General features: G+C 52.6%; 23 protein-coding genes and 1 other annotated feature. Of the genes, 19 read left to right on the top strand and 4 right to left on the bottom strand.

The genetic code is table 11. The annotated features are described in order from the left end of the window. Nucleotides 1-153 precede the first annotated feature (153 nt). The 11 genes from PDUR_RS17035 to glpK all read left to right on the top strand — a co-directional run bounded on the left by PDUR_RS17035 (nucleotide 154) and on the right by glpK (nucleotide 11674). The gene (locus PDUR_RS17035) at nucleotides 154-1362 is read left to right on the top strand and encodes a D-alanyl-D-alanine carboxypeptidase family protein (RefSeq protein WP_042207355.1); all 1209 of its coding nucleotides are present in this window, start codon (nucleotides 154-156) and stop codon (nucleotides 1360-1362) included. Then, nucleotides 1355-2017: a nucleoside recognition domain-containing protein gene (locus PDUR_RS17030; protein ID WP_042207354.1), complete on the top strand. Its 663-nt coding sequence runs from the start codon at nucleotides 1355-1357 to the stop codon at nucleotides 2015-2017. The genes PDUR_RS17035 and PDUR_RS17030 overlap by 8 nt, the downstream gene beginning before the upstream one ends. Before the next feature lie 51 nt (nucleotides 2018-2068). Continuing rightward, complete coding sequence (locus PDUR_RS17025) at nucleotides 2069-2557, top strand: spore maturation protein (protein ID WP_051500371.1); 489 nt, start codon at nucleotides 2069-2071, stop codon at nucleotides 2555-2557. Between the two features lie 495 nt (nucleotides 2558-3052). After that, the gene (locus PDUR_RS17020) at nucleotides 3053-3397 is read left to right on the top strand and encodes an N-acetylmuramoyl-L-alanine amidase (protein WP_042207352.1); all 345 of its coding nucleotides are present in this window, start codon (nucleotides 3053-3055) and stop codon (nucleotides 3395-3397) included. A 20-nt stretch (nucleotides 3398-3417) separates the two neighbouring features. Then, nucleotides 3418-4176 carry a pseudouridine synthase gene (locus tag PDUR_RS17015; protein WP_042207351.1) on the top strand — a complete coding sequence of 253 codons (759 nt, stop codon included), beginning with the start codon at nucleotides 3418-3420 and terminating at the stop codon, nucleotides 4174-4176. Nucleotides 4177-4295: 119 nt separating this feature from the next. Next, nucleotides 4296-4820, top strand: coding sequence for a redoxin domain-containing protein (locus PDUR_RS17010; RefSeq protein WP_042207350.1), 525 nt, complete (start codon nucleotides 4296-4298; stop codon nucleotides 4818-4820). Further along, a complete protein-coding gene (gene resB / locus PDUR_RS17005) occupies nucleotides 4817-6502 on the top strand; it encodes a cytochrome c biogenesis protein ResB (RefSeq protein ID WP_042207349.1) in 1686 nt (561 codons plus the stop codon). Before PDUR_RS17010 ends, resB begins: the two co-directional genes overlap by 4 nt. Continuing rightward, nucleotides 6499-7761 carry a cytochrome c biogenesis protein CcsA gene (gene ccsA, locus PDUR_RS17000; RefSeq protein WP_042207348.1) on the top strand — a complete coding sequence of 421 codons (1263 nt, stop codon included), beginning with the start codon at nucleotides 6499-6501 and terminating at the stop codon, nucleotides 7759-7761. Before resB ends, ccsA begins: the two co-directional genes overlap by 4 nt. A gap of 72 nt (nucleotides 7762-7833) precedes the next feature. Next, entirely contained in the window at nucleotides 7834-8550 is a 717-nt protein-coding gene (locus PDUR_RS16995; RefSeq protein ID WP_025689300.1) for a response regulator transcription factor, read from the top strand. Further along, a complete protein-coding gene (locus PDUR_RS16990; protein ID WP_042207347.1) occupies nucleotides 8551-9990 on the top strand; it encodes an ATP-binding protein in 1440 nt (479 codons plus the stop codon). 184 nt (nucleotides 9991-10174) lie between these two features. Beyond that, the gene (glpK, locus tag PDUR_RS16985; protein WP_042207346.1) at nucleotides 10175-11674 is read left to right on the top strand and encodes a glycerol kinase GlpK; all 1500 of its coding nucleotides are present in this window, start codon (nucleotides 10175-10177) and stop codon (nucleotides 11672-11674) included. Between the two features lie 61 nt (nucleotides 11675-11735). Here the strand turns inward: glpK and PDUR_RS16980 are convergent, their stop codons facing one another. Further along, nucleotides 11736-12725, bottom strand: coding sequence for a helix-turn-helix transcriptional regulator (locus PDUR_RS16980; protein WP_042207345.1), 990 nt, complete (start codon nucleotides 12723-12725; stop codon nucleotides 11736-11738). 189 nt (nucleotides 12726-12914) lie between these two features. Between PDUR_RS16980 and PDUR_RS16975 the strand changes: the two genes are divergently transcribed. Beyond that, nucleotides 12915-13754 carry an SDR family NAD(P)-dependent oxidoreductase gene (locus PDUR_RS16975; RefSeq protein WP_042207344.1) on the top strand — a complete coding sequence of 280 codons (840 nt, stop codon included), beginning with the start codon at nucleotides 12915-12917 and terminating at the stop codon, nucleotides 13752-13754. A 72-nt stretch (nucleotides 13755-13826) separates the two neighbouring features. Here the strand turns inward: PDUR_RS16975 and serA are convergent, their stop codons facing one another. Together serA and PDUR_RS16965 are read right to left on the bottom strand one after the other, a co-directional pair. Then, nucleotides 13827-15419 (bottom strand): phosphoglycerate dehydrogenase, encoded by a 1593-nt coding sequence (gene serA / locus PDUR_RS16970; RefSeq protein ID WP_042207343.1) that lies wholly within the window; start codon nucleotides 15417-15419, stop codon nucleotides 13827-13829. Between the two features lie 252 nt (nucleotides 15420-15671). Continuing rightward, nucleotides 15672-15900, bottom strand: a binding site (T-box leader). Nucleotides 15901-15990: 90 nt separating this feature from the next. Then, a complete protein-coding gene (locus PDUR_RS16965; protein ID WP_042207342.1) occupies nucleotides 15991-16893 on the bottom strand; it encodes a hypothetical protein in 903 nt (300 codons plus the stop codon). Between the two features lie 82 nt (nucleotides 16894-16975). Here PDUR_RS16965 and PDUR_RS16960 point away from each other — a divergent pair, with 82 nt between their 5' ends. Next, the gene (locus PDUR_RS16960) at nucleotides 16976-17569 is read left to right on the top strand and encodes a CPBP family intramembrane glutamic endopeptidase (protein ID WP_042207341.1); all 594 of its coding nucleotides are present in this window, start codon (nucleotides 16976-16978) and stop codon (nucleotides 17567-17569) included. After that, entirely contained in the window at nucleotides 17566-17976 is a 411-nt protein-coding gene (locus PDUR_RS16955; RefSeq protein WP_042207339.1) for a hypothetical protein, read from the top strand. Before PDUR_RS16960 ends, PDUR_RS16955 begins: the two co-directional genes overlap by 4 nt. A 99-nt stretch (nucleotides 17977-18075) precedes the next feature. On the opposite strand, the gene PDUR_RS16950 is transcribed toward PDUR_RS16955, so the two are convergent. Further along, nucleotides 18076-19020, bottom strand: coding sequence for a polysaccharide deacetylase family protein (locus tag PDUR_RS16950; RefSeq protein WP_042207338.1), 945 nt, complete (start codon nucleotides 19018-19020; stop codon nucleotides 18076-18078). 94 nt (nucleotides 19021-19114) lie between these two features. On the opposite strand from PDUR_RS16950, the gene PDUR_RS16945 reads away from it, so the two are divergent. The 5 genes from PDUR_RS16945 (at nucleotide 19115) to ypeB (ending at nucleotide 22847) form a co-directional block, all read left to right on the top strand. Further along, the gene (locus PDUR_RS16945) at nucleotides 19115-19465 is read left to right on the top strand and encodes a hypothetical protein (protein ID WP_042207337.1); all 351 of its coding nucleotides are present in this window, start codon (nucleotides 19115-19117) and stop codon (nucleotides 19463-19465) included. Between the two features lie 253 nt (nucleotides 19466-19718). After that, nucleotides 19719-20330 carry a genetic competence negative regulator gene (locus PDUR_RS16940; RefSeq protein WP_042207336.1) on the top strand — a complete coding sequence of 204 codons (612 nt, stop codon included), beginning with the start codon at nucleotides 19719-19721 and terminating at the stop codon, nucleotides 20328-20330. A gap of 124 nt (nucleotides 20331-20454) precedes the next feature. After that, nucleotides 20455-21150, top strand: a complete 696-nt coding sequence (prsW, locus tag PDUR_RS16935; protein WP_042207335.1) for a glutamic-type intramembrane protease PrsW — start codon at nucleotides 20455-20457, stop codon at nucleotides 21148-21150. A gap of 71 nt (nucleotides 21151-21221) precedes the next feature. Beyond that, nucleotides 21222-21368 (top strand): hypothetical protein, encoded by a 147-nt coding sequence (locus PDUR_RS29200; protein WP_169744918.1) that lies wholly within the window; start codon nucleotides 21222-21224, stop codon nucleotides 21366-21368. A 129-nt stretch (nucleotides 21369-21497) separates the two neighbouring features. Next, on the top strand, nucleotides 21498-22847 hold the full coding sequence (ypeB, locus tag PDUR_RS16930) for a germination protein YpeB (protein ID WP_042207334.1): 1350 nt from the start codon (nucleotides 21498-21500) through the stop codon (nucleotides 22845-22847). Nucleotides 22848-23023: the final 176 nt, after the last annotated feature.

Here is a 23023-nt window from a genome sequence, read left to right as displayed (position 1 = left end):
GGCATGCCGTAAAGACCGGTGCGGTCTGCCGCAAACATAAGGATATCGCTAGCTGCGGTATCCTTTTTTGCGCAACGTGAAAGGAAAGGACATACCGTTCCCGAAACAAGCATACACTTGTACAAAATGCCGATAGGAACCCGGAGGGTGAACATGAAGAGAGTAAATTTCGGATTCTTTATAGCTCTGGTCTGCATCAGCCTGCTCCTGCTCTTCACTCCGATTGCGGCGGCTGACACGGAAACGGAGCAACAGAACGTATCTACCCATGCCAAGGCGGCCGCGCTGATTGATGTGGAGTCCGGTCGGATACTCTACAGCAGCCACGGTGATGAGCCGATGCTGATCGCCAGCCTGACCAAGATCATGACCGCCATCGTGGCCATTGAGAACGGCGATTTAAGCAGCAAGGTCAAGGTCGGCAAGAACGCTTTTGCCAAGGAAGGATCGTCCCTGTTCCTTAGACAGGGAGAGGAGATGACGCTTGAGAACATGCTGTACGGTCTGATGCTGCGTTCGGGCAATGATGCGGCGACGGCCATCGCGGAGCATGTCGGCGGTTCTGAGGAAGGATTTGTCCATCTTATGAATGCCAAGGCGGAGGCGCTGGGACTCGCCCATACCCATTTTGCCAATCCCCACGGCCTTGACGCCAAAGGACACTTCTCCACAGCCAATGACCTTGCCGAACTGACGGCCTATGCGCTGCATAATCCCGTATTCCAGGAAATTGTGAAGACGCAGGTGAAGACGGCGGATAATCCATACGATAAATGGGACTACAAATGGAGCAACAAAAATAAAATGCTGCGGCTCTATAATGGAGCGGACGGAGTGAAGACGGGCTATACGAAAAAAGCGCTGCGCTGCCTTGTCAGTTCCGCGACCCGGGGAAGACAGCAGCTGGTCGCGGTAACGCTTAATGACGGCAATGATTGGAACGACCATGCCTCGCTGCTCGATTTCGGCTTTAACCGGTTCCCGCTAAAAACGATTATCGAACGGGGAGAGAAGCTGACGGGCTATGAGCTCGCGGCGGGCCTTAACTTCTCGTATCCATTCAAGCAGGGAGAACAGGAGCGGATCGTCACAGAGCTGGTTCTGAATCCGAAGCGGGCGACCAAAGACGGCACCGATAAGAATTTCGGACTACGGGGAACGCTTGTACTGAAGCTAGGCGGTGAGCCAATTGGCCAGGTTCCCGTCTATGAACCTGACCGTCTGCCGCCGGCAACATCTCCATATATGGAAAAATACGCTTCCACCACGGCCTATCCGGCGGACACATGGCTTCAGGCCGCCTACAGCGCGCTGCGCGCTTTGTTCCGGATCGGGGCGGAAGGAGGCGTCTCCCATGATTAACATCATTTGGCTGGGTATGATCGTTATTGGCTTTGTGTTCGCCGCCGTGAACGGCCGGATGGACGCTTTTACTGCCGCTGTATTCGACGGCGCAAAGAATGGGGTGACGGTCAGCTTCGGGCTGATCAGCGTCCTGGTCTTCTGGCTTGGCGTCATGAAGATTGCGGAAGATGCCGGACTGCTGCGCAGCATCGCCAGACTGCTTGGGCCGATTGTCGGCTTCCTGTTCCCGGATGTGCCGAAAGGGCATCCGGCGATTGGCTATATTCTATCCAACATGAGCGCCAACCTTCTTGGCTTGGGCAATGCTGCGACGCCGATGGGAATCAAGGCGATGCAGGAGCTGCAGACCTTGAATCCCGACAAGGATACGGCCTCCCCCGCGATGTGTACGCTGCTGGCGCTGAATACCGCCAGCATCACGCTCATTCCGGCGACGCTGATCGCGATCCGCCTGAACTACGGCTCCTCCGATCCGGCGGATATCGTCGGGACGACGCTCGCGGCGACCTTCGTTGCAACGCTAGCCGCCATCTTCGCAGACCGGCTGTGCCGCCGGATGCTTCTGCTGCGAAGGCCCCCGGGGCCGCCAGCGGAGAGCCGCTCCCCAACTGGGGGCGGACCGGCTTCACCACATTATCAAGTGAAAGGGTGAATGCCCTTGTACCAGATCATCAGCTTGATTTCAACCTGGGCCATACCCGTCATGATTGCTTTCATACCATTATATGCTTACGCTCGAAAGGTTCCCGTCTACGAATCGTTTGTGGACGGAGCCAAGGAGGGCTTCGGAACGGCAATCGGGATCATTCCCCATCTGGTCGGCATGATGGTGGCGATCAGCGTGTTCCGCGCTTCCGGCGCGCTAGATTTTCTCATGGGATTCATCTCTCCGCTGCTGAGGGGTCTCGGAGTTCCGCCTGAGGTGCTGCCGCTCGGATTGCTGCGCCCCCTTACCGGCACCGGCTCGCTAGCCTACGCTACCGAACTGATTCGCGTTCACGGCCCTGATTCACTGATCGGCCGGATTGCCTCCACCATTCAGGGCAGCACGGACACTACCTTGTATGTGCTAACCGTCTACTTCGGCGCCGTCGGCATCCGCAACGGACGCTATGCGCTCAAGGTAGGGCTCTTCTCGGACCTCGTAGGCTTTGTCGCCGCCATCGCCATTTGCCTGCTGGTGTTCGGCTGACGCCAAGTCCGAATGCCGGGATTGGTCGTTGGTTGGGGGGATCGATTGACGGGTTGCTTGGAGTACTAGGCTGTGGAGGCGGCGGGCCAGTGGGCTGTGGAGATTCCTGTGTTAATACATCTTTTTCCGTAGAAATCCCCATCCTAAACCACAATTTCTGCAAAAGTGCAGGCATTTCTCCTCTATCTCCCCGTTAGGCAGCGGGTAAGCTCGAAAATCTGCACAATTGCAGCCTTGACCTCTTCCTGTGCTAAATACACCTGGTGAACCTGCAGGTTTGCAGGAAAAACGCCAGCCACCATACCCGGGACACAGACTCAACAGAAGTTATTGGGTCAGTAGGTGGTTTTGCAGGAACCCGCCGCGAGTTAGGCCCGGTTCCCTGGGCCACCCATCTCTCAGCCGCAGTGAAACGGGCGACTTTTCGGCGAGGCGTAACGCAGACTTCCTCTTTTTCATATGCTATTGAAGCAATGGAAAAGGGAGGCAACGGGTATGCCATATCAAGGGTTCATCATTCACACTTCCGTCTGTCCGTCTATCAACGGCAAAGGTTTTGATTTCTGGATCGATGCTTCGGGCACAACCCATGCGGCGCCGCTTCTGACCGACCCTGAATATATCCACCTCTGTCTGGAGGGCGATTTCGGGAAGCCTTTGACCGCTGCGCCGCCAGCCCAGATTAAGGAGCAGGTTTTTTCGGCATGCCGGCTCATTCTGGATTTGGCCGCGCTGTACAGCATATCACCGGTGATTGTTAAGCCCCACAACGATTCATGCCCCGGCCCCTATTTCCCCTGGAATGAACTTGTGCTTTATCCCGGCGATGGTTATCATTAGTCTGAGGTGACCAATCGACAATGGAAAGATTACAGAAAATACTGGCACAGGCCGGAGTTGCGTCAAGACGTAAATGTGAAGAGCTGATTCTGGCCGGCAAAGTGGAAGTGAACGGCGAGGTCGTGACGACGCTCGGAACGAAAGCCGATCCTAATAGTGATATCATCAAGGTGTCGGGCAAAAGGATTTCGGGCGAGAATAAAATTTATATCATGTTCAACAAGCCGAAGGGCGTTATTACAAGCGCTTCCGATCCGAAGGGCCGCAAAATCGTGACGGATTACATGAAGGGCATCAAGGAACGGGTGTATCCGATCGGAAGGCTTGACTACGATACGGAAGGTCTGCTTCTGCTGACTAACGACGGGGAATTTGCCAATCTGCTGACCCATCCGAAGCATCATGTGCCCAAGACGTATCTGGCTACGGTCAAAGGCATTCCGCACGGCACGGCGCTGGACAAGCTGAAGGACGGCATCAAGCTGGAGGACGGCATGACGGCTCCTGCGGAAGTGGAGTACAAGGATATTGACGAGGACAGCAAGGAGTCGGTCATCAGCATCACGATCCACGAGGGCCGCAACCGCCAGGTGCGCCGTATGTTCGAGGCGATCTCTCATCCCGTTATCCGGCTAAAGCGGATTTCGTTCGGCGATATTCTGCTGCAGAATCTGAAGCGCGGCTCGTACCGCCATTTGACCAAGGACGAGATCAACGGGCTGAAACAGCTCGCCATGGCCGGACTGGCCAAAGGAAACAACACCCGCAAAGACACATAATGTTCACAAGTGCCGCAAAGACCCCCCGGAAAAATGAAGCCGTATTCGTTATAATGTTCATAGGATGTTCACACTTCTTGTTAACGATATGAACGGTATCATAGAAGGGGGCAATCTGTGTGGGCAAAGCGAGAAAACCGGTACAAATCATCATTTTGGTTCTGATCGTGCTGCTTGGCGGGTATGCGGTCGGAACCTCGGCGTTGGGAGGAGACGGCAAGCCGAAAGAGGGCAGCCGTGCTCCTTCCTTTAAGCTGCTTGGGCTGGACGGAAAGACCCATACGCTGGACGAATATAAAGGTAAGCCGATTGTCCTGAATTTCTGGGGCTCCTGGTGCGCGCCATGCGTAAAGGAAATGCCTGCTCTTCAGGCGCAGTGGGAGAAATGGGAGACCTTAGGGGTCGTTGTCGTTGGCATCAATGTCGGTGAGGATCAAATGACGGTCCAGAATTTTGTAAACGGTACCGGCGTCAACTTTCCGATTCTGATGGACCAGAGCAGGGAAGCGGTTCGCAGCTACGGGATCTCTCCTCTGCCAACGACCTTTTTTATTAACGCCAAAGGAAAAATCGATACGATCCATATCGGTCAGCTTGAACTGAGCACGCTCGATGCGCAAATCGGAAAGCTGGTGAACCGATGAGCGGACGTACACCCCTGTTCGTCAATACGAAATGCGAATGCGGGCATCAGAATCCCGCCGGTACGGTGCTATGCGAAGCGTGCGGCAAGCCGCTGCAGGATAACGCGGACTCCGGTGATCCGCTTGAAATGCGCTATGACGGCATGGCCCGCCGTTCCCAAAAGGCCAACCCCGGCGTCATCGACCGGGTGTGGAACTTTTTTTCCTCGGTCAAAATCGCGATCTACCTGATCGTGCTGACGCTTCTCGGCTCCACGCTGGGAACGATCTTTCCGCAGGAAAGCACCTTTCTTAATATCGATCCTTCCACCTACTATAAGCAGAGTTACGGCACAGCCGGCGAAATCTATTTCAGACTCGGCCTATCCCATACGTATGAATCCTGGTGGTTCATCACTCTCCTGGTTATGATCGGAGCCTCGCTCGTCATTTGCAGCCTTGACCGTGTGCTCCCTCTGTACAAAGCTCTTCATCGGCAAAATATCCGCAAGCACCGCCGGTTTCTAACAAGGCAGAAGGTTGTTCTTGTAAGTAAGATCGCGGAGGATTCGGATGCCTGGGTGGCAGGAGCCGTTCAGCCTCTGAAGAAACAGGGTTATCGGGTTATGACGGACGGCAGCGCACTGCTCGCGGAGAAGCACCGGTTCAGCCGCTGGGGGCCTTACATTATCCACATCGGCCTCATTATCTTTCTGCTTGCCGTGCTGGCCAGAGGGCTGCCAGGGCTTAATATGGATCAGCATCTTGCCTTTCCGCAGGGAGATATCATCCATATTCCGGATACCTCCTATTATTTGGAGAATGAGAAGTTCACCGTAGAGTTCTACAAGGATGAGGAGATGCCTGAAGAATTTCGCGGCAAAAAAGTGCTGCCCAAGCTGTACGAAACGAAGGCGGTGCTGTACGAATGTACGGCAGACTGCGGCGACCCATCCAAAGAGCCAAAGCTAACGAAAGTGGATTCGCATGCGATCCAGGTTAACGATCCTTTAAGCTACAAAGGAATGAAAGCGTATCAGTTCGACTACGACCTGACCCCTGTGCTGCGTTCGGTAACGCCAAAGCTGGTCAATTCCGCGACAGGAGAATCGTACGGTTCGTTCAAGCTGGAGATGAAGAACTCGCAGCGCAGCTTGGCCGCCGGTCCCTACACGCTGGAGCTGAAGGAGAAGTATATGGAATTCGGACTGAACGAGGAAGGACGGCCGATCTCCAAATCACCGTATCCCAACGCGCCTGCCTTTCTTTTTCTGATCAAGGGCCCGAATTTGCCGGCGGACGGCGAGCAGTATTTCTATTTTCCGAAGCAGAACGACAAGGCCGAATTCCAGCAGGATGCAATCAATGACAAGCTCGGGGGAGAGGAACGCTTTCTGGAGCTTGAGGTGGGCGATATGAGCGGCGTCGATTTCTCGGAGTCAACCAGCTATCTCAACATCCGCGTGGACCGTGCGATGCCCTTTGTCTGGGTCGGCGCCGGAATTGTCATGCTCGGCCTGGTGCTTGGTTTTTACTGGCAGCATAGACGGATCTGGCTGACTGTGGACGGGGGAGAGCTGACGCTTGGGGCGCATACGAACAAGAACTGGTTCGGACTTCGGCGGGAAGTGAAATCCTTCTTGGAGAAAATGAATATTTCCGTGGATGAAAAATCATTGGAAAATGGGGGAGGTCAAGCATGAGTCTGCTCGATTTCAGCAATGATGCATTTATCGCAGCCTTTTTCCTGTACAGCGGAGCGTTCATGTTGTTTACCATCGCCATCATGGGGCGCAGATGGTCCGGCCGGAGTCCCGAGGAGCATACCGCGCGCTGGGGCAGAATCGCCTTTATCACCTCATCCCTTGGACTCTTATGTCATCTTGCGTATTTCTTCACCCGCTGGGCGGGCGGGGGACATATTCCCGTCAGCAACATGTATGAGTTCATGACCTTCTTATCGATGATGGTGATGGCCGCGTTTACCGTCATCTTCTCCATTTACCGCAAAATCCTGCTCGGTCTTTTCTCCGTTCCGATTTCCATCATTGTTATGGCGTATGCCGCCGTGTTCCCGCAGGAAGTGCAGCCGCTTATTCCATCTTTAAAATCGATCTATCTGAACATTCATGTGACGCTGGCTGCTCTTGGCGAATCCTTTTTTGCGGTGGGATTTGCGGCGGGATTGATGTATCTGCTGAGAACAGTTAATTTTAATAGCTCGTCAAAAAACGACAAACGCCAGCAGCGGGGAGTCGAATTTACGCTGTTCATCATCATCGTTATTATCGGATTTCTGGTGTCGGTATTCGCATTTCGGGGGGCGGGCTACGAGACGGTTTTTACCAGAAGCAACGTTACCGTTGACAATCCCGGGCAGAAAGATAGTACAATAGAGAAAGTCAGTTATAAAATGCCGCCCATTGTGGCACCTTACCATAGCGAAATTGAGAGCTTCCAGTCGATTCTTGGCATCAAGAAACCGCTAACCGAAGCGCCATTCTGGATGAAGGGTGTCAATGCCGGAAGGAAATTTAATACAGTAATCTGGTCGCTTCTGACCGGAACTGTCATTTACGGCGTATTGCGCCTCATTGTCCGCAAGCCGCTTGGCAAAGCGCTTCAACCCGTATTGGACGGAATCGATGAGGGCGATCTCGATGAGATTACATACCGGGCAATCGCCATCGGTTTCCCTATTTTTACGCTGGGGGCTTTGATTTTTGCCATGATATGGGCCCAGGTGGCATGGGGAAGATTTTGGGGCTGGGATCCGAAGGAAGTATGGGCTCTTGTGACTTGGCTGTTTTACAGCGCCTATCTCCATCTTCGGCTGGCGCGCGGATGGCAGGGACGCAAATCCGCATGGCTGGCCGTACTTGGTTTTCTGGTTGTCATGTTTACTCTGGTTGGCGTTAATCTGGTGATCGCCGGACTCCATTCATATGCCGGAACAGAATAAGTTGTCTACTGGGATACCGGTAGCGTCAATCTGGGTAATCTTCTACTGTATCGATGAAGGGGTTGTTGTGAAATGGCAGAGCATCTGAATAGAATTCTGGTGGTAGACGATGAGGAACGTATCCGCCGTCTGCTGAAAATGTATCTTGAGAAGGAAGGCTATGAAATCGACGAAGCAGAGGACGGAGAAATTGCGCTGCGCAAAGCAACCGCCGCTGATTACGGATTGATTCTGCTGGATGTCATGCTGCCCGGGATTGACGGCATCGAGGTGCTGACCCGGCTGAGAGACGTAAAGTCCACTCCGGTTCTCATGCTGACTGCCAAGGGCGAGGAGATCAACCGTGTGCAGGGCTTTGAAATGGGAGCCGACGATTATGTTGTCAAACCGTTCAGCCCGCGTGAGGTCATCTACCGGGTAAAGGCGATTATGCGCCGTTCCTCGGCGACCGCCTTTCTGTCGAAGGAGACGAATTCCAGCAATAATATCGTATTTACACATCTGGTGATCGAGCATGACGCGCACCGCGTTACGGCCGGAGGGCAGGAGGTCAGCTTGACGCCTAAGGAGTATGAATTGCTGCATTATTTGGCGGTATCTCCGGATAAAGTATTCTCGCGGGAGGAATTGCTGAAGGATGTATGGAATTATGAATTTTTCGGCGATTTGCGTACAGTGGATACCCATGTGAAGCGTCTTCGCGAAAAGCTGAATAAGGTGTCGCCGGAATCCGCTGCGATGATCACGACGGTGTGGGGCGTAGGCTACAAGCTTGAGGTCCCGAAATAAGTGAACTTCTGGAGAAGCCTTGTCGGCAAGCTGTGGGTGACGATTATCTGTCTCGTCGCTGTCGTGCTTATGACACTGGGGCTGTTCCTGCTGCCATACATTGACAGCAACTTCGCCAATTCCGGCGCAATCAAAAGATTATTCATGTATACGGCCTTGATCGGGTTTTCCATGACGACCTTCTTCGCATTGTTTCTGTTCACCAAGATTACGCAGCCGATGCATCAGGTTATCGCAGCGGCGGATGCAATCCGCCGGGGAGAGTACGGTAAAAGGCTAAAGCTTGTCACAAGCGATGAAATCGGCGAGCTGGCAACATCCTTCAATCATATGGCTGCCGAGCTGGAGGGTACAATCCGAAGTCTGAATCATGAAAAAGGGCTTCTGTCCAGCGTACTTCGCAGCATGAGCGATCCCGTGATCACATTCGACAATGAAGGGAAGATCGTACTCATCAATCCGCACGGCCAGTCCCTGCTGGAAAGTTGGAGTGATTTGAAATGGGAGCAGGAAGGCGAAGACGATTTTGAATACGTAAGCGGAGAGGCTCAAGGTGTTCCGCGTCCGCTGCGCCTGCTGTTCCGGCGTACGCTTCGGGATGGCGGCGACCACAGCTCTAATGTGCATGTGCGCCAGGATGTATGGTCGGTGCATATGGCGCCGCTATATTCGGACAATCAAATTCAGGGCACCGTAGCCGTGCTGCGGGATGTGACCGAAGAAGTCCGGCTTGAGAAAATGCGCCGCGATTTTCTGGCCAATGTATCCCATGAAATCCGCACTCCGCTGTCGATGATGCAGGGATACAGCGAGGCGCTGCTGGACGGCATGGCTTCTTCGCCGGAGGAGAGCAGCGAGCTTGTTCAGGTGATTCATGATGAGGCGCTGCGGATGGGCCGGCTGGTGAAGGATCTGCTTGATTTGGCCCGGATGGATGCCGGACATACGGATCTGCATAAGGCTCCGGTCAACATGACCGAGCTGCTGGAACGGATATACCGCAAATTCTCCGTGCGCGCCAAGGAGCGGGACATCGAATTGCGCTGCATTAAAAAGAGCAGCGAGTTATGGCTCCATGATGCGGACGAGGATAAGCTGGAGCAGGTTCTGACGAATCTGCTGGATAATGCGTTCCGGCATACCCCCGCTGGCAAAAAAATCGATATCGTGGCCGACTGGATTATTTTTGCGAACCGGTCGGAAATCGAGGTCGAGGTTCGAGACGAAGGGGTGGGCATTCCTTCCGAGGATCTTCCCTTTATTTTTGAACGATTCTACAAAGCGGATAAAGCCCGGGTTCGCGGGGAATCCGGAGGCACCGGCCTTGGGCTGGCTATCGTTAAGAATATCGTCGAATCCCACGGCGGACATATCTCGGCTGCCAGCAAATTAGGCGAAGGAACCTGTTTTACGCTTCGTCTGCCTGTCGAAAAACAATAAATTTTAAATATTTTTGATTGCACCTCTTGCCTCGGAGGTGCTTTTTGTTGAATGGAGCCGATAAATCTTGTTCTCCGTGGAACAAGCTAACAGGAGGATTTTCAATGAGAAAAATGACAATCGTTAAGCGCTTCATTTCGGTAATTATCCTGTTTCCAGACATGCTTCTGGACGGAGCCGCACGATGAGCCGCTACATTTTGTCTCTGGACCAGGGCACGACCAGTTCGCGGGCGATTCTGTTCGATGAAGAAGCCAAAATGGTCAGCCAGGCTCAGTATGAGCTAACCCAGTATTTCCCCCGTCCAGGCTGGGTAGAGCATGATCCGGAACAGATCTGGAATATGCAGCTCAGGTCGGCAAGAGCAGCCGTTGTGAAGAGCGGTATCGATCCCTCGCAAATCGCCGCGATCGGCATTACGAACCAACGTGAGACGGCGCTGGTGTGGGAGAAGGCGACAGGCAAACCGGTATACCCGGCCATCGTATGGCAGGACCGGCGAACTGCGGAGATGTGCGAGGAACTTAAGCGAAGGGGGCTGGAGCGGGAAATCGGGGAGAAAACAGGCCTCGTCGCCGACGCTTATTTCTCGGCGACGAAGATCGCCTGGATATTGGATCATGTGGAAGGCGCGCGTGAAAGAGCCGAGAGGGGCGAGCTGCTCGCCGGAACGGTGGATACCTGGCTGACCTGGAAGCTCACCGGCGGCGCCGTACACGCTACGGACGTCACCAATGCGTCGCGGACGATGCTGTTCGATCTGCACCGGAAGGTCTGGGACGGGAAGCTGATGGCCGAGCTGAACATTCCGGCAGGTATGCTGCCCGAGGTGCGGATGTCGGGCGGGTCCTTTGGAACGGCGCTTAAGCAGTGGTTCGGAGCGGAGATCCCCATTGCTTCCGTGCTTGGGGATCAGCAGGCGGCGCTCTTTGGCCACACCTGTCTGGAAGCCGGGAGCGCCAAGAATACGTACGGCACCGGCTGCTTTATTCTGATGAATACGGGAAGCGAAGCGGTTGTCTCGCGGCATGGACTGCTGACGACGGTGGCATGGGGAATAGGCGATCAGCTGTATTATGCGCTTGAGGGCAGTGTATTCGTCGCGGGAGCGGCGGTGCAGTGGCTGGAGGAGGGTCTCGGCTTGATAGAAAATCCGGGGCAATCCGAGGAAAAGGCGCGGGAGGTTGAAGACAGCGGCGGGGTCGTCGTCGTGCCCGCTTTTACCGGACTGGGCGCGCCGTATTGGGATATGTATGCCCGGGGAGCGGTGTTCGGTTTAACGCGGGGAACGACCTCCGCCCACCTTGTACGCGCCACGCTGGAATCACTTGCATTCCAATCAAGAGATGTCATCGGGGCAATGGAGAAGGACGCCGGCATGCCGCTATCCGACCTGCGGGTGGACGGCGGAGCGGTACGTAATGATCTGCTGATGCAGTTTCAGGCAGATATTCTAGGCAGAGAAGTAACGCGAACGACATACGCAGAGACAACGGCGCTGGGTGCGGCTCTGCTGGCGGGTCTTATCGCGGGCTTTTGGAACCGTGAAGAACTGCGGAATTTCAACAAGGCGGAGAAGACTTTTACGCCTGTCATGCCGCAGGAAGAACGGGAGGACCGCTACCGTATTTGGCAGGACGCCGTCTCAAGGACGATGGGATGGGATAAGCATGAACGCCTGTGAGAGTATCGTTGGCCCCTACAATAGAAAAGGGTTATGACAAGAAGAGGCGGATCGCGATCCTTTAAGAAAGTTGCGGTCTGCTTCCCGGTGTCCGGTAGAGGGAGGCAATGGCGCTGGCTGTATGCTCAATTTCCTGTCTTAGCTCAGGCGGCGTGGTAACAATCACGTCCGCTCCGTAAGACAGAATGATGCGTTTCGCCGATTCGAACGTATGGAACTCCGCCTCTACTTTAAGCCATGCGGGGTCTGATGAAACGGCGGAAAACAGCACCTTCACATAACGCTCTTTTTCAAGCTCCGGGAGTGCAGAGTCCCGAATCCGCAGCTCGGCGGGATAGCGGGGCAATGAAGCCTTGAAGTCGCGGGTAGACTGCTCCCAGTACGCCCTAAGATCGAAATCCAGAGGCCGCTGAAAATGTTCCTCCATAATTTCCGCCTGTACTATCCGCGACACCCGATATGTCCGAAGATTGCTTTCGCAGAAAGCCACCGCGTACCATACCCCTTTTTTCGCCACCAGTCCGAGAGGTTCGATGGTCCGTTCCTTCGCCTCAGTACTAGCCTCAGTACTCTGCCCGTAGGTGATTCTGACTCTCTGGCTTTCCCGGATTGCTTGCTGAAGCAGAATTAGATAGAGGACGGATTCATCAATAGGATGCCATGAGGCACCGTCAATGTGAATTTGTCCGGCCAGACTGTACCCGGCTTCCGGGCTGAGTGGTCTGGATACGGCCTCGAGCTTGCGGGCTGCCGCAGCAAAGTCCTCTCTAATCCCTAGATCATCAAGGATCGCAGGATCGGCAGTCAAGAGCAGCGCGCCGATCTCCTGGGGCTTCATGCCCGTAAGCCTGGTACGGTAGCCTTCCGCGAGCATCCAGCCTCCTTCGCGGCCCCGCTCTGCCAGCACAGGAATGCCCGCTGCCGATAGCGCCTCCATATCCCGGTGCACCGTCCGTTCGGATATTTCAAGCATGCCTGATAATTGGCGGGTCGTAAGTTTGCCGCGATTCTGAAGCAGCAGTAGAATGGACAGCAGACGGTCGGCTCTCATCTCCGCGATTCCTCCTAACTTAAATATAACTTTTAACAGCTATATCTATAATATACGACAATCCATGACATATATAAGGGCTAAACTGAATATACAGCCTGTGTTTAATCCAGTGAAGGCCGGAAAAGCTGAAAATCTGGAGAAGCTAAATGGAGCAGGCGAGTTCTGGTCTCAGGGAGGCACCTTAATATGAAAACGCTGCAGGGAAAGATTGCGCTTGTCACCGGAGCAAGCAGAGGAGCGGGAAAGGGTATAGCGCTGGAATTGGCCGCCGCCGGGGCTTACGTCTATGTGACTGGCAGAAGCGTTAATGGAAATCTCAAGAAAAATAGCCCGGGAAATATTGATGCTACAGTGGAAGAAATCGTAAAGGGAGGGGGGCTCGGAGCGGCGGTAAGATGCGATCATACTGATACCCGGGATACGGAAAGCTTAATTTCGCGCATTACTTCCGAACAAGGCAGGCTGGACATACTGGTGAACAATGTCTGGGGAGGCAACGAGCTGCCGATTGATGAGCGGCTTTTCTGGGAGCAGCCGCTGGAGCATTGGAACCATATGTTCGAATCCGGCGTACGCGCACAGCTGCTAACGAATTACTTTGCGATCCCGCTGATGCGCATCCACAAGAACGGACTGATCATTCACACTACTTTTTGGGACCGGTATAGACATATCAGCAATTTCTACTATGATTTGTCCAAAAATGCGCTGGTGCGCATGGCGTGCGGATTATCCAAGGAACTTGCGGCTGACGGAATCGCCGTCATTCCGCTGTCTCCGGGCTGGATGCGGACAGAGCTTGTTCTGGACGCCTTTCATACGGATGAAGCACATTGGCGGGAAGTGGAAGAACTGCAAGCAACCGAATCCACCCGTTATATCGGGAGGGCCGTATGTGCTTTGGCCGCCGATCCGAAGATTATGGAAAGGTCGGGCGTGCCTCAGCAGGTAGGGTATTTGGCGGAACAATACGGTTTTACCGATATTGACGGCCGGGTGGTTCCGCCATTCCTAATATCTGAATAATAAAAGCGCCGGCTGCCCATTTAAGTGGCAGCCGGCGCTCTGTTTATGCCGTGTATTTAGGAATATTAAAGTCTACTGAAGTACGACTTCTTTAGCTGTATTGATCTCCGATAAGGCGGCCAGTTTCACCAGTACGTCATTCGGAACTTCCTTGTCAACGGTCAGCAGCATAACGGCTTCGCCGCCGACAACGATACGTCCCACCTGCATCGATGCGATGTTGACGTCGTTCTGGCCGAGCAGCGTACCCACGTTGCCGATAATGCCGGGTTTATCGTTATGGGAGATCAGGATTTGATTGCCTTCCGGAGCGATATCAACTGGGAATTTACCGAGCTGCACGATCCGTTCACCGTATCCTTGCAGAAGCGTACCGGCAACAAGACGCTCTTCGCCTCCCTCGGCAATGAGCTTCACTGTAATCAGGTTGGTGAAGCCTTTGGTCTTCGAGGCTTTCGTCACGACCACATTTACTTCACGGCTTTTGGCCAAGTGCATGGAATTGACGATGTTGACGTCGCCGCCGAAGTGGCGGGACAGCACGCCTTTGACAATGTACCGGTTCAGCGGTTGGGTGTCGACGTCCGAGAGATCCCCGGCAAATTCCACATGAATTTCGCTGATGGCGCCATTCGTGATCTGCGAAGCGAAGCTGCCAAGCTTCTCGCCGAGATTGAAGTAAGGCTGCAGCTTGTTCATGACGCTCGGCGCAACCGGAGGGATGTTAACCGCGTTGATGAACGGCTCGTTCCGCAAAATATGCAGCACCTGCTCGGATACGTCGATCGCCACATTCTCCTGAGCTTCCACAGTCGATGCGCCAAGGTGCGGAGTAACGATAATTTTCGGATGCGACAGGAAAGGATGATCCGCTTGCGGCGGTTCTTTCTCGAATACGTCGAAAGCCGCTCCGGCTACGATTCCTGCATCAATAGCTTCCACCAGAGCCATTTCGTCAATGACGCCGCCGCGTGCGCAGTTAACGATGCGCATGCCTTTTTTCATAACCTCGAACTGAGCCCGGGAAATCATATGGCGCGTTTGCGGAGTCAGCGGAGTGTGGACCGTAATGAAGTCCGCGCCCTTTACAATGTCATCGACCGTAGCCAGTGTAACTTCCAGCTTCTCTGCCCGGTCGGCCGTCAGAAACGGGTCAAAGGCCAGGATGTTCATGCCGAATGCTTTGGCGCGCTTGGCAACTTCGCTGCCGATTCGGCCCATGCCGAGTACGCCAAGCGTTTTGCCGCGGAGTTCAACGCCGAGAAATGATTTTTTGTCCCACACGCCGGTAATGGTCTTCGTATAGGCTTGGGGAATATGACGGGCCAGAGCCATCATCATCGCAAAGGCATGCTCACAGGTAGTGATGGTGTTGCCGTCCGGCGCGTTAATAACGACAACTCCGCGCTTCGTGGCGGCTTCCAGATTGATATTGTCCACACCGACGCCTGCACGTCCGATTACTTTCAGTTTGGACCCCGCTTCGATAATTTTCTCGGTGACAGTGGTTTGGGAGCGTACGAGCAGACCGTCGTATTCGCCGATAATCGCAATGAGTTCATCCTCGCTGAGTCCCGTTTTTTTGTCTACCGTTACGTCGCTTGCTTCCGTCAGCTGCTGAATGCCCAGATCGCTGATCGGGTCCGATACCAAAATTTTAAACATGATTTCTTTTTCCTCCTTAGATGTGTGAACACTATTATTTTTTGAGGAGGCCTTTAAGGCTCTCCGGATTACCTGAAACAGCTTTTCCACAGAAGAGGGCGATCATACCGCATTTTCAGGCAAGCGTCAACGCGGTGTCGCAGCAGAGAATAGGTCTGAAGCAGGACCCTGAAGCATGGGCTGCTCATCCGGGCGGGCATTAGAGAAGCAGGCGGTCAACAAAAAAACTCCCGATCTCATACTGCTTCCGCAGTAAGGGACGAGAGTTGTCGTGGTACCACCCTAATTCACCGCATCCTTTACAGACACAGCCTCATATCCTGAAAGACAGGAACACTGGTAACGGAGATGATCCGATTGTGCCTACTATTAGTTCAACACAATATCTCAGGAGCGCTAAAGTACACTGTCCGCCACCGGCTTGCACCATCCGCCGGCTCTCTGAAGACCTTCAGTATCTTTGTTCCATCATCGGTTTTGCTTGATTAATTTTTTCATAATGTAACATGGCTGTGCTACATGTGTCAATAGTATTTTGCCGGATGATTGTGGTATGATTCATTTGCCGATATCAGTCGTAGAAGAAAGGGAGCTGCGGAACCGTTTCCTTGCTGTAGTACTGCTGGCGCCATCGGGAGAAATCCCGTTCCCTAATGGCTCCGGTGGATACAAGCAGGGAGGTTGCGCTCTGGATATCCTTAAGTTTCAGGGATGCGGCCTTGCCGGAATGGGTCAGATTATCGATCTTGGCCGTTACATCCTGCGGTTCGTAATCCTCGAAAATGCTGCGGTTCAGCATGATTTCCGCGATAGCGGCGTTCTTTTGCAGCAGAGGCATTTTGTTCCATTTTGCTAGCGGGATAGTCTTCAGATTGCCCGTCTCGGAAGGAATGGAAGAATTCTTCTGGGAACCCCATTTAAGCATTGAGGCATAATAATTGCTCTGGGCCAAAAGTCCGTATCTAACTGCTCCAGCCGCAAACTCCCCGTTTTTCAGTACCTTTGCCGCCTGTGCTTTCCCGGAGGCCGAGGATGCCTTGCCGGCAGCTTCGGAGAAGAGGCGAAGGCTTTTCAGAATATTAAGCTGGCCTTGCTTCAGAAGCGGAGATTCGTCGAAGATGGAGTCCTGTGTCACTTGCGAGTAAGCGCCATCCGCGAGATTGCGGAGATTTTTGAGTATTTCCGTACGATCAGCGCCGCTTCCCCGTATGAGAAGGTCAACCTGCTCGTTCCAGTTCCGCTTGAATTCCCGATATGGCGAAAATACGTTATGATAGAAAGTAACGAGATCCGTTTGCCGGTAATATGCGAAGGATTCAGAGGATTGTCCATCGGCGTTCAGTTTCTCATATTTGGCCTCGACCTTGTCGGCGCCGACCTTCACTCCGGTGAAAAAGACAGCAAAGGCAGAGATCAGGCAGAACAAAAATCCAAGTGTGTACAGCATTGGCTTGCTGGATGAACGGTGATTCATTTTAAAAGCTCCTTTTTCTATGAGGATTGAATTGGATATGAATGCTAGGATTTGAAATATTTTAAGAACAGGTAGGTAATGGATGAAAAAATTTAAACTCAGCGACATAAAAGTACAAAAAGCAACACCTGAGCAGTTAACCGACCGGCTGCTTTTAATTAATCTTTATTTTACACAGGGCCTTACCCTTATTATCGGATTGATCTGGGTATTATTTCAGAAAAGAAATCCTTTTCAAGTACTAAATTTTCCCGAAAGCATCAATTTTGCCGCCTGGGGCCTAGGTCTCGCGGTCATTATGCTTGTAGTGGACTTCGTGTTAACCTATATTGTCCCCGAACAAACCATGGATGACGGAGGGATAAACGAGCTGTTGTTCCGTAAACGGCCGCTTTGGCATATCGTACTGATCGCCGCCATGGTGTCCATTTGCGAAGAGCTGCTGTTCCGAGGCGCCATACAGTATGCTTTCGGGCCGTATTGGACGAGCATACTGTTTGCGATTATCCATGTTCGCTATTTAAGGCACTGGATTCCTACGGGCTGGGTATTTGCCAGCAGCTACGGCCTCGGGCTTATCTACATCTATTCCGGTACGATCTGGGCGCCTATTTTATGTCATTTCATCATCGACCTGTTCTCAGGACTGGTGATCCGCTACAGGAGGGAGTCATGAGTGAGGAGCTCAGCCGGGTAAAGTCCCGCCAGAACAAAAGAAGCCGCGGGGGCATGTCCGGCGTCAAAGCAAGCAATCCGCGCAAAGCGGAAGCTTCATCTCCAAGAAAAAAAGAATCATCCTCACAAGCCTTGTCCCGGTCGCGAAAAAAGAATACGGAGGGCGGAAAGTCTGCGGCGGTAAGGCAGAAGGCCGGAACCGCGCGGGGCGGGAGAAGAGCGGACCGGCCCAAACCGGGAGAAAACAAGGAGCAATCCCCCCCGTCCCGCTCGGCGACCTATCGCTCGGAACGGATCAGGCTCAGCAAGCTGTTCGTGAATTCGCTGAATGTTCTGTTTATGCTGCTGTTGATCTTTCTGCTGTGGTGGGGGATAAAAGGGGCTCCGCCGCTTAGGACGCTATGGTAGCGGGCTTGGCCGGGCTGCTTCAGTTTACGATAATCAGGTGAAAGGCCCCGCTCATCCTTCGCATAAGATGGGCCGGGGCCTTTTTCGCTTAATTTTAGCTTACCGCATTTTCAGTTCGATACTGCGAGGATCGACAAAGCCGTAGCCCTTGCTCTCAAGCGTCGTCAGCAGTTTATCCAGCGCTTCGGTTGTCCACGGCAGTTCGTGCATCAGGATATTGCTGCCGGGATGGAGCTGATCGGTGACGTTCTTAATCAGCTTTTCCGTCTTGCCTGTGTCCTTTTCCTTCATCGTCCAATCAAGGGAGCCGTTCGACCAGGTCATGTACAGCATTCCGTTCTCCGCGGCGACCTTTTTGCCGACATCTCCGCCCGCCCCATGAGGGGGCCGGAAGAATACCGGAGCCACTCCAGTGACTTCCTTAACGATTCTCTGTACATCTTCAATTTGTTTCTTGACGGCGGTGTACGGCTTATCTTTGAGAACGATATGATCCCAGCTGTGATTGCCGATGATTCCGCCGCGTTCCTGAATCAACTTCAGCAGCTCCGGGTTCTCCTTGATGCGGTACCCGTTGACGAAGAAGATCGCTTTGGCATGATGTTTTTCCAGCGTGTTGAAGATTGAGTTGATCAGTTTCGCTTCCTTGGGTCCGTCGTCGAACGTAAGCAGTACGACCTTTTTGTTCGTGGTTTCTTCATTAGGCTTAATGTCGTAATTCTTGTTCATGTGGTACAGCAGCGGTACTTTCACTTCCGTTCCGCTTCCGGCCTGTTCTTCTGGATTTGCGCCGCCGTTAACCGATCCGGCGACCGGGGAAGCGGAAGCTCCCGGCGATTCAGCGGTATCCTCACTGCCGGCGGCTGCAGCGGAAGGCTGAACAGAGGGGCTTGCTGTAGAAGTTCCGGTCAGGGCCGCTGAAGATGAAGCATTTGCGCTTGGCGACGCAGCCGTCATTCCGCCATCCGGAGCAGTGTTCTCCGCGCTGCTGCACGATGTCAGCAGAAAGGCGGCAAGCAGCAGCGCAGCTGTCTGTTTACCCACTTATTTCAACTCGCTTTCCTGTGATTAAGCTGTATGAGGCGGAAACCTTCTGCGAACACTAGAGATGATTTTATCATACAAGGAGGTAATAAATGTGAAGACTTCGTCATTTTTTTTCGGAGTGATGCTGGGTGCCGCCGCCAGTATGCTTATGTCCAACAAGCGGAACATGTTTATGCCGATGCTGGGGCAATCCAGGGCTGCCGAAAAAGCAAAAAATAAAATTATCAATATGGCGACTACAGGCTTTGGGAACACTTCCGCAAATCAGCAGCCGGCCAAAACGGAAAGCTCCGGATCGGAGGGGCATAAGGCAGCTTTGCCTGTCCGTTCCAAGGAAGCCGACCTGAGCATGCTGAAGGATTTTATCCGCAGCAATCCCGATGTCAAACACGACGTGGAAAAAATCCTCAAAGAAACCCATACAGCCATACCGGGCTTGTAACCGAAAGGCAAAGGCCGACAGAATCATTTTGGAGACTTTCTCCAGAATGATTCTTTTTTTAATATAGGAAGAAACGGTTAGCCGTACTTTTGAAAATGCTGCTTTTCCCGCTTATAATATATTTACGTGCATTTATTGCGGCAAAATGGTAACATACATACATATCAATCACCATAATAACCATTTTTGGCTCATTACTCGGGACTCATCATACACTATAATAAATTTGAGTTTTCAAAAGGAGGATCCTGTCATGAGAATAGAGCGTTTAAGTCAAGATAAGATACGGATTTTCCTCACTTTTGACGATCTGAGCGAGCGGGGAATTCAGAAAGAAGACATGTGGCAGGAAGTCCCTAAAGTTCATGACCTTTTTACGGAGATGATGGATCAGGCATATAATGAACTCGGATTTGACGCAACCGGTCCTCTTGCCGTGGAAGTGTTCGCTCTGCCTGCACAAGGTATGGTCGTCATCGTAACCCGGGGTAAATATGATCATCAGTACGGTTCGCCAGGGGAAGAAGAATTACCAGATGAGATTTACGAAATGGAAGTCACCCTTGAACAAGCGGACTCCATTGTCTATGCTTTCCGTGATTTTGAAGTCGTGGTTGAAGCGGCTCATGTGCTCATCGGCAATATTACTTCCGCAGGCAAGCTGTACTCTTATCAGGATAAATGGTACCTCTATTTCGATCCGAAAGAATTTGAGGAACCCGCACTGTCAGCGCTTGTCGCTGTGCTCGCCGAATTCGGGGATTCATCTCCGGTGACCGAGGCGGTACTGAACGAATACGGCAAGACGGTTATGGCGGAGAACGCCATTCAGCAGCTTTGCGCCTTTTTCAAACGCCAGGAATAATGAGGAAGGGGTGGAACCTCGGTGACCCTTTACCTGTTGTTACGACGACGCCGGCTGGTCCTGCCTGTTTCATAGGGGATAGGCCGGCTGTTCTTTTATTTTGACAAGCGGGGAGGTACGTTCGGTGCTTTTGTTATCGGTAGTTTCGTCGGCAGTGGCACCGGGGCTTGCTCTGTTGATATATTTTTACCTGAAGGACAAGTATGACCAGGAGCCGCTCCATATGGTGCTTAAAGTTTTTTTGCTGGGCCTGCTGATTGTCTTTCCGGTCATGATTATTCAAAGAGGACTGACGCTGGGGCTGGATACGGGTCCTTACACGGAATCATTTCTGATCTCCGCCGGAGTGGAAGAGTGCCTGAAATGGTTTGTGATGTACCACATCATCTACAATCATACCGAGTTCGACGAACCGTATGACGGCATACTTTATGCTGTTGCGATTTCGCTCGGTTTTGCGACGATTGAGAATGTGATGTACGCTTGGTACAGCCATGCTTCGCTTGGCTCCATGTTTCTTCGCGCGCTTCTTCCGGTATCGGGGCATGCCATGTTCGGTGTTGTGATGGGGTATCATCTTGGCAGAGCCAAATTTTCGAACGGGGTCAGAAGGCGCGGCATCCTTGCTGTATCGCTGCTTCTTCCTTGGATCTGGCACGGAATTTACGACTTTATTTTGAACACAACGCCAAACTATTGGATTTGGTATATCGTTCCTTTAATGGCCTTCTTATGGTATGGAGGCATGATTAAAGTAGCGCGGGCCAACAGCCTGTCGCCTTTTCGCCTGCTGAAGCGGGAGGAAGAGGTTAATCTATAACGCAGATGGAGACACTGTTACGGGCAGATTTTCCACAGAGAAAATTAGACTGTAAAGAGAGGTGTCTTTTTTTGCGGGTAAAAGTGCGAATCGTGTGCAAGCAGTGCGGTGAAAGCTATATTCTGCGCGGCATAAAATATCATGGCATTGTTCAGACCGGGTTCAAGCAATGTCTCTGCAACTGCACCGAAGGATTTCTGATTGAAGAGCAGGCCTAATAAGGCGTTGCTCTTTTTTGCTATTGTATACCGTTCCTATACCGATTCTCTTTGCGGCTGGTGCATAAGACCTCTTTACTTTAGTCAAACTAACGGCAATAAGCTACCAGAAGGGAGTCTTCAAGGCATATGTACAAAAGAATGAGTGCCGTATTGTTCCCATTGACTTTGATTCTGCTCATCGGGGCGCTTGTATGGGGGTATCAGGAGAATCAAGAAAAGAACGCCGTTCTGCTGAAAGCGGAAAACCAATACCAGCGGTCCTTCCACGATCTGTCTTATCATATGGAGCGGCTGCATGGCGAATTGGGTAACGTACTTGCCGTCAGCTCAACCTCCGATGGAATGCATCACAAGTTCTTGACGAATGTGTGGCGAATTACCAGCGAGGCGCAAAACGAGATCAACCAGCTCCCGCTGACACTGCTGCCTTTCAGCAAGACGGAGGAGTTCCTCTCCAAGATTTCCAACTTCTCATACAAGGCGGCGGTGCGCGATTACGCTGCCAAGCCTTTGACCGATGGGGAAATGAAAAACTTGACGGCTCTGTATAAAAGCTCCGGCGAGATTTCGAAGGATCTTCAGGATGTGCAGAACAAGGTCATTACGAATCATCTCCGGTGGATGGACGTTGAAGCCGCTCTGGCAACGGAGAAAAAAGCCGAGGACAACACGATTATCGACGGTTTCAAAACGGTTGATAAAAGAGTGAGTGCTTATCCGGAGCTGGATTGGGGGCCATCCGTAGCCAGCGTTTACGATAAACGTTCCGTCAAAAAGCTGAATGGTCCGCCCGCCTCGGAGGATGATATCCGCCGCAAGGCGCTGAAATATGCCGACGCCGGCAGCGGGGCCAAGGTGCATTTGACCGAGAACGGAAAAGGCACGGAATGGGAAACGTACACGGCGACGGTAAGCGGAGCGAATGAAACGGTAAGTATGGATTTCACGAAAAAAGGCGGGCTGCTGATTTCTTATAACAATAACCGCGAGATTGGAGCCCCGAAGGTATCGGTGGATGATGCCGTCGCCAAGGCCGGCGAATTCCTGAAACGCAAGGGATATTCGGATATGACGCCCGTCAGCGCTGACCGGTACGGCAATATGTGCAATTTCACGTTTGTTACGAAGCAAAGCGGTGTACTGATCTATCCCGAAAAGATAACGGTGCGCTCCGGACTCGATACCGGCGATACCACCGGTTTTCAGTCCAGCGATTATGTCAATGAGCATCAGGAAAACCGCAAAATTGCAAAGCCCGGAATGAGCCTTGCCGATGCGCGGAAAAAGCTTAACCCGGATTTCCGGGAGATCTACAACCGTCTCTCCTTGATTGAGAATGATGACGGTGAAGAAGTCCTCACTTACGAATTCGGCGGCCGGATTAACGGTTCCCAGTACCGGATTTATCTGAATGCGGACACCGGAATCGAAGAATCGGTTGAAGAGATCCGGACCGCTTCCGGCGCCCAAAAATAATAACAGCAGTGAAGAGTTTCATTAAATACCGGATTAAGGCTGTCCGCTTGCGGATGGCCTTTTTGCGTCATAAATGATATGAACTCCGGTATCCTTGCATGGATTCGTACTGGAGCGTCCCCGTAATATTTTCTCACCCAGCCGCCGCATCACATGGTATAATCGCCATTAGAATA

Source organism: Paenibacillus durus, from assembly GCF_000756615.1.
Taxonomy (GTDB): domain Bacteria; phylum Bacillota; class Bacilli; order Paenibacillales; family Paenibacillaceae; genus Paenibacillus_AQ; species Paenibacillus_AQ durus.
The sequence above is the reverse complement of the archived record's forward strand: the minus strand, read 5'-3'. Positions and strand labels throughout refer to the sequence as shown.

Coding starts and splice junctions, on each gene's coding strand:
- PDUR_RS17035 (WP_042207355.1), top strand. CDS start 154: ATGAAGAGAGTAAATTTCGGATTCTTTATAGCTCTGGTCTGCATCAGC.
- PDUR_RS17030 (WP_042207354.1), top strand. CDS start 1,355: ATGATTAACATCATTTGGCTGGGTATGATCGTTATTGGCTTTGTGTTC.
- PDUR_RS17025 (WP_051500371.1), top strand. CDS start 2,069: ATGATTGCTTTCATACCATTATATGCTTACGCTCGAAAGGTTCCCGTC.
- PDUR_RS17020 (WP_042207352.1), top strand. CDS start 3,053: ATGCCATATCAAGGGTTCATCATTCACACTTCCGTCTGTCCGTCTATC.
- PDUR_RS17015 (WP_042207351.1), top strand. CDS start 3,418: ATGGAAAGATTACAGAAAATACTGGCACAGGCCGGAGTTGCGTCAAGA.
- resB (WP_042207349.1), top strand. CDS start 4,817: ATGAGCGGACGTACACCCCTGTTCGTCAATACGAAATGCGAATGCGGG.
- ccsA (WP_042207348.1), top strand. CDS start 6,499: ATGAGTCTGCTCGATTTCAGCAATGATGCATTTATCGCAGCCTTTTTC.
- PDUR_RS16995 (WP_025689300.1), top strand. CDS start 7,834: ATGGCAGAGCATCTGAATAGAATTCTGGTGGTAGACGATGAGGAACGT.
- glpK (WP_042207346.1), top strand. CDS start 10,175: ATGAGCCGCTACATTTTGTCTCTGGACCAGGGCACGACCAGTTCGCGG.
- PDUR_RS16980 (WP_042207345.1), bottom strand. CDS start 12,725: ATGAGAGCCGACCGTCTGCTGTCCATTCTACTGCTGCTTCAGAATCGC.
- PDUR_RS16975 (WP_042207344.1), top strand. CDS start 12,915: ATGAAAACGCTGCAGGGAAAGATTGCGCTTGTCACCGGAGCAAGCAGA.
- serA (WP_042207343.1), bottom strand. CDS start 15,419: ATGTTTAAAATTTTGGTATCGGACCCGATCAGCGATCTGGGCATTCAG.
- PDUR_RS16965 (WP_042207342.1), bottom strand. CDS start 16,893: ATGAATCACCGTTCATCCAGCAAGCCAATGCTGTACACACTTGGATTT.
- PDUR_RS16960 (WP_042207341.1), top strand. CDS start 16,976: ATGAAAAAATTTAAACTCAGCGACATAAAAGTACAAAAAGCAACACCT.
- PDUR_RS16955 (WP_042207339.1), top strand. CDS start 17,566: ATGAGTGAGGAGCTCAGCCGGGTAAAGTCCCGCCAGAACAAAAGAAGC.
- PDUR_RS16940 (WP_042207336.1), top strand. CDS start 19,719: ATGAGAATAGAGCGTTTAAGTCAAGATAAGATACGGATTTTCCTCACT.
- ypeB (WP_042207334.1), top strand. CDS start 21,498: ATGTACAAAAGAATGAGTGCCGTATTGTTCCCATTGACTTTGATTCTG.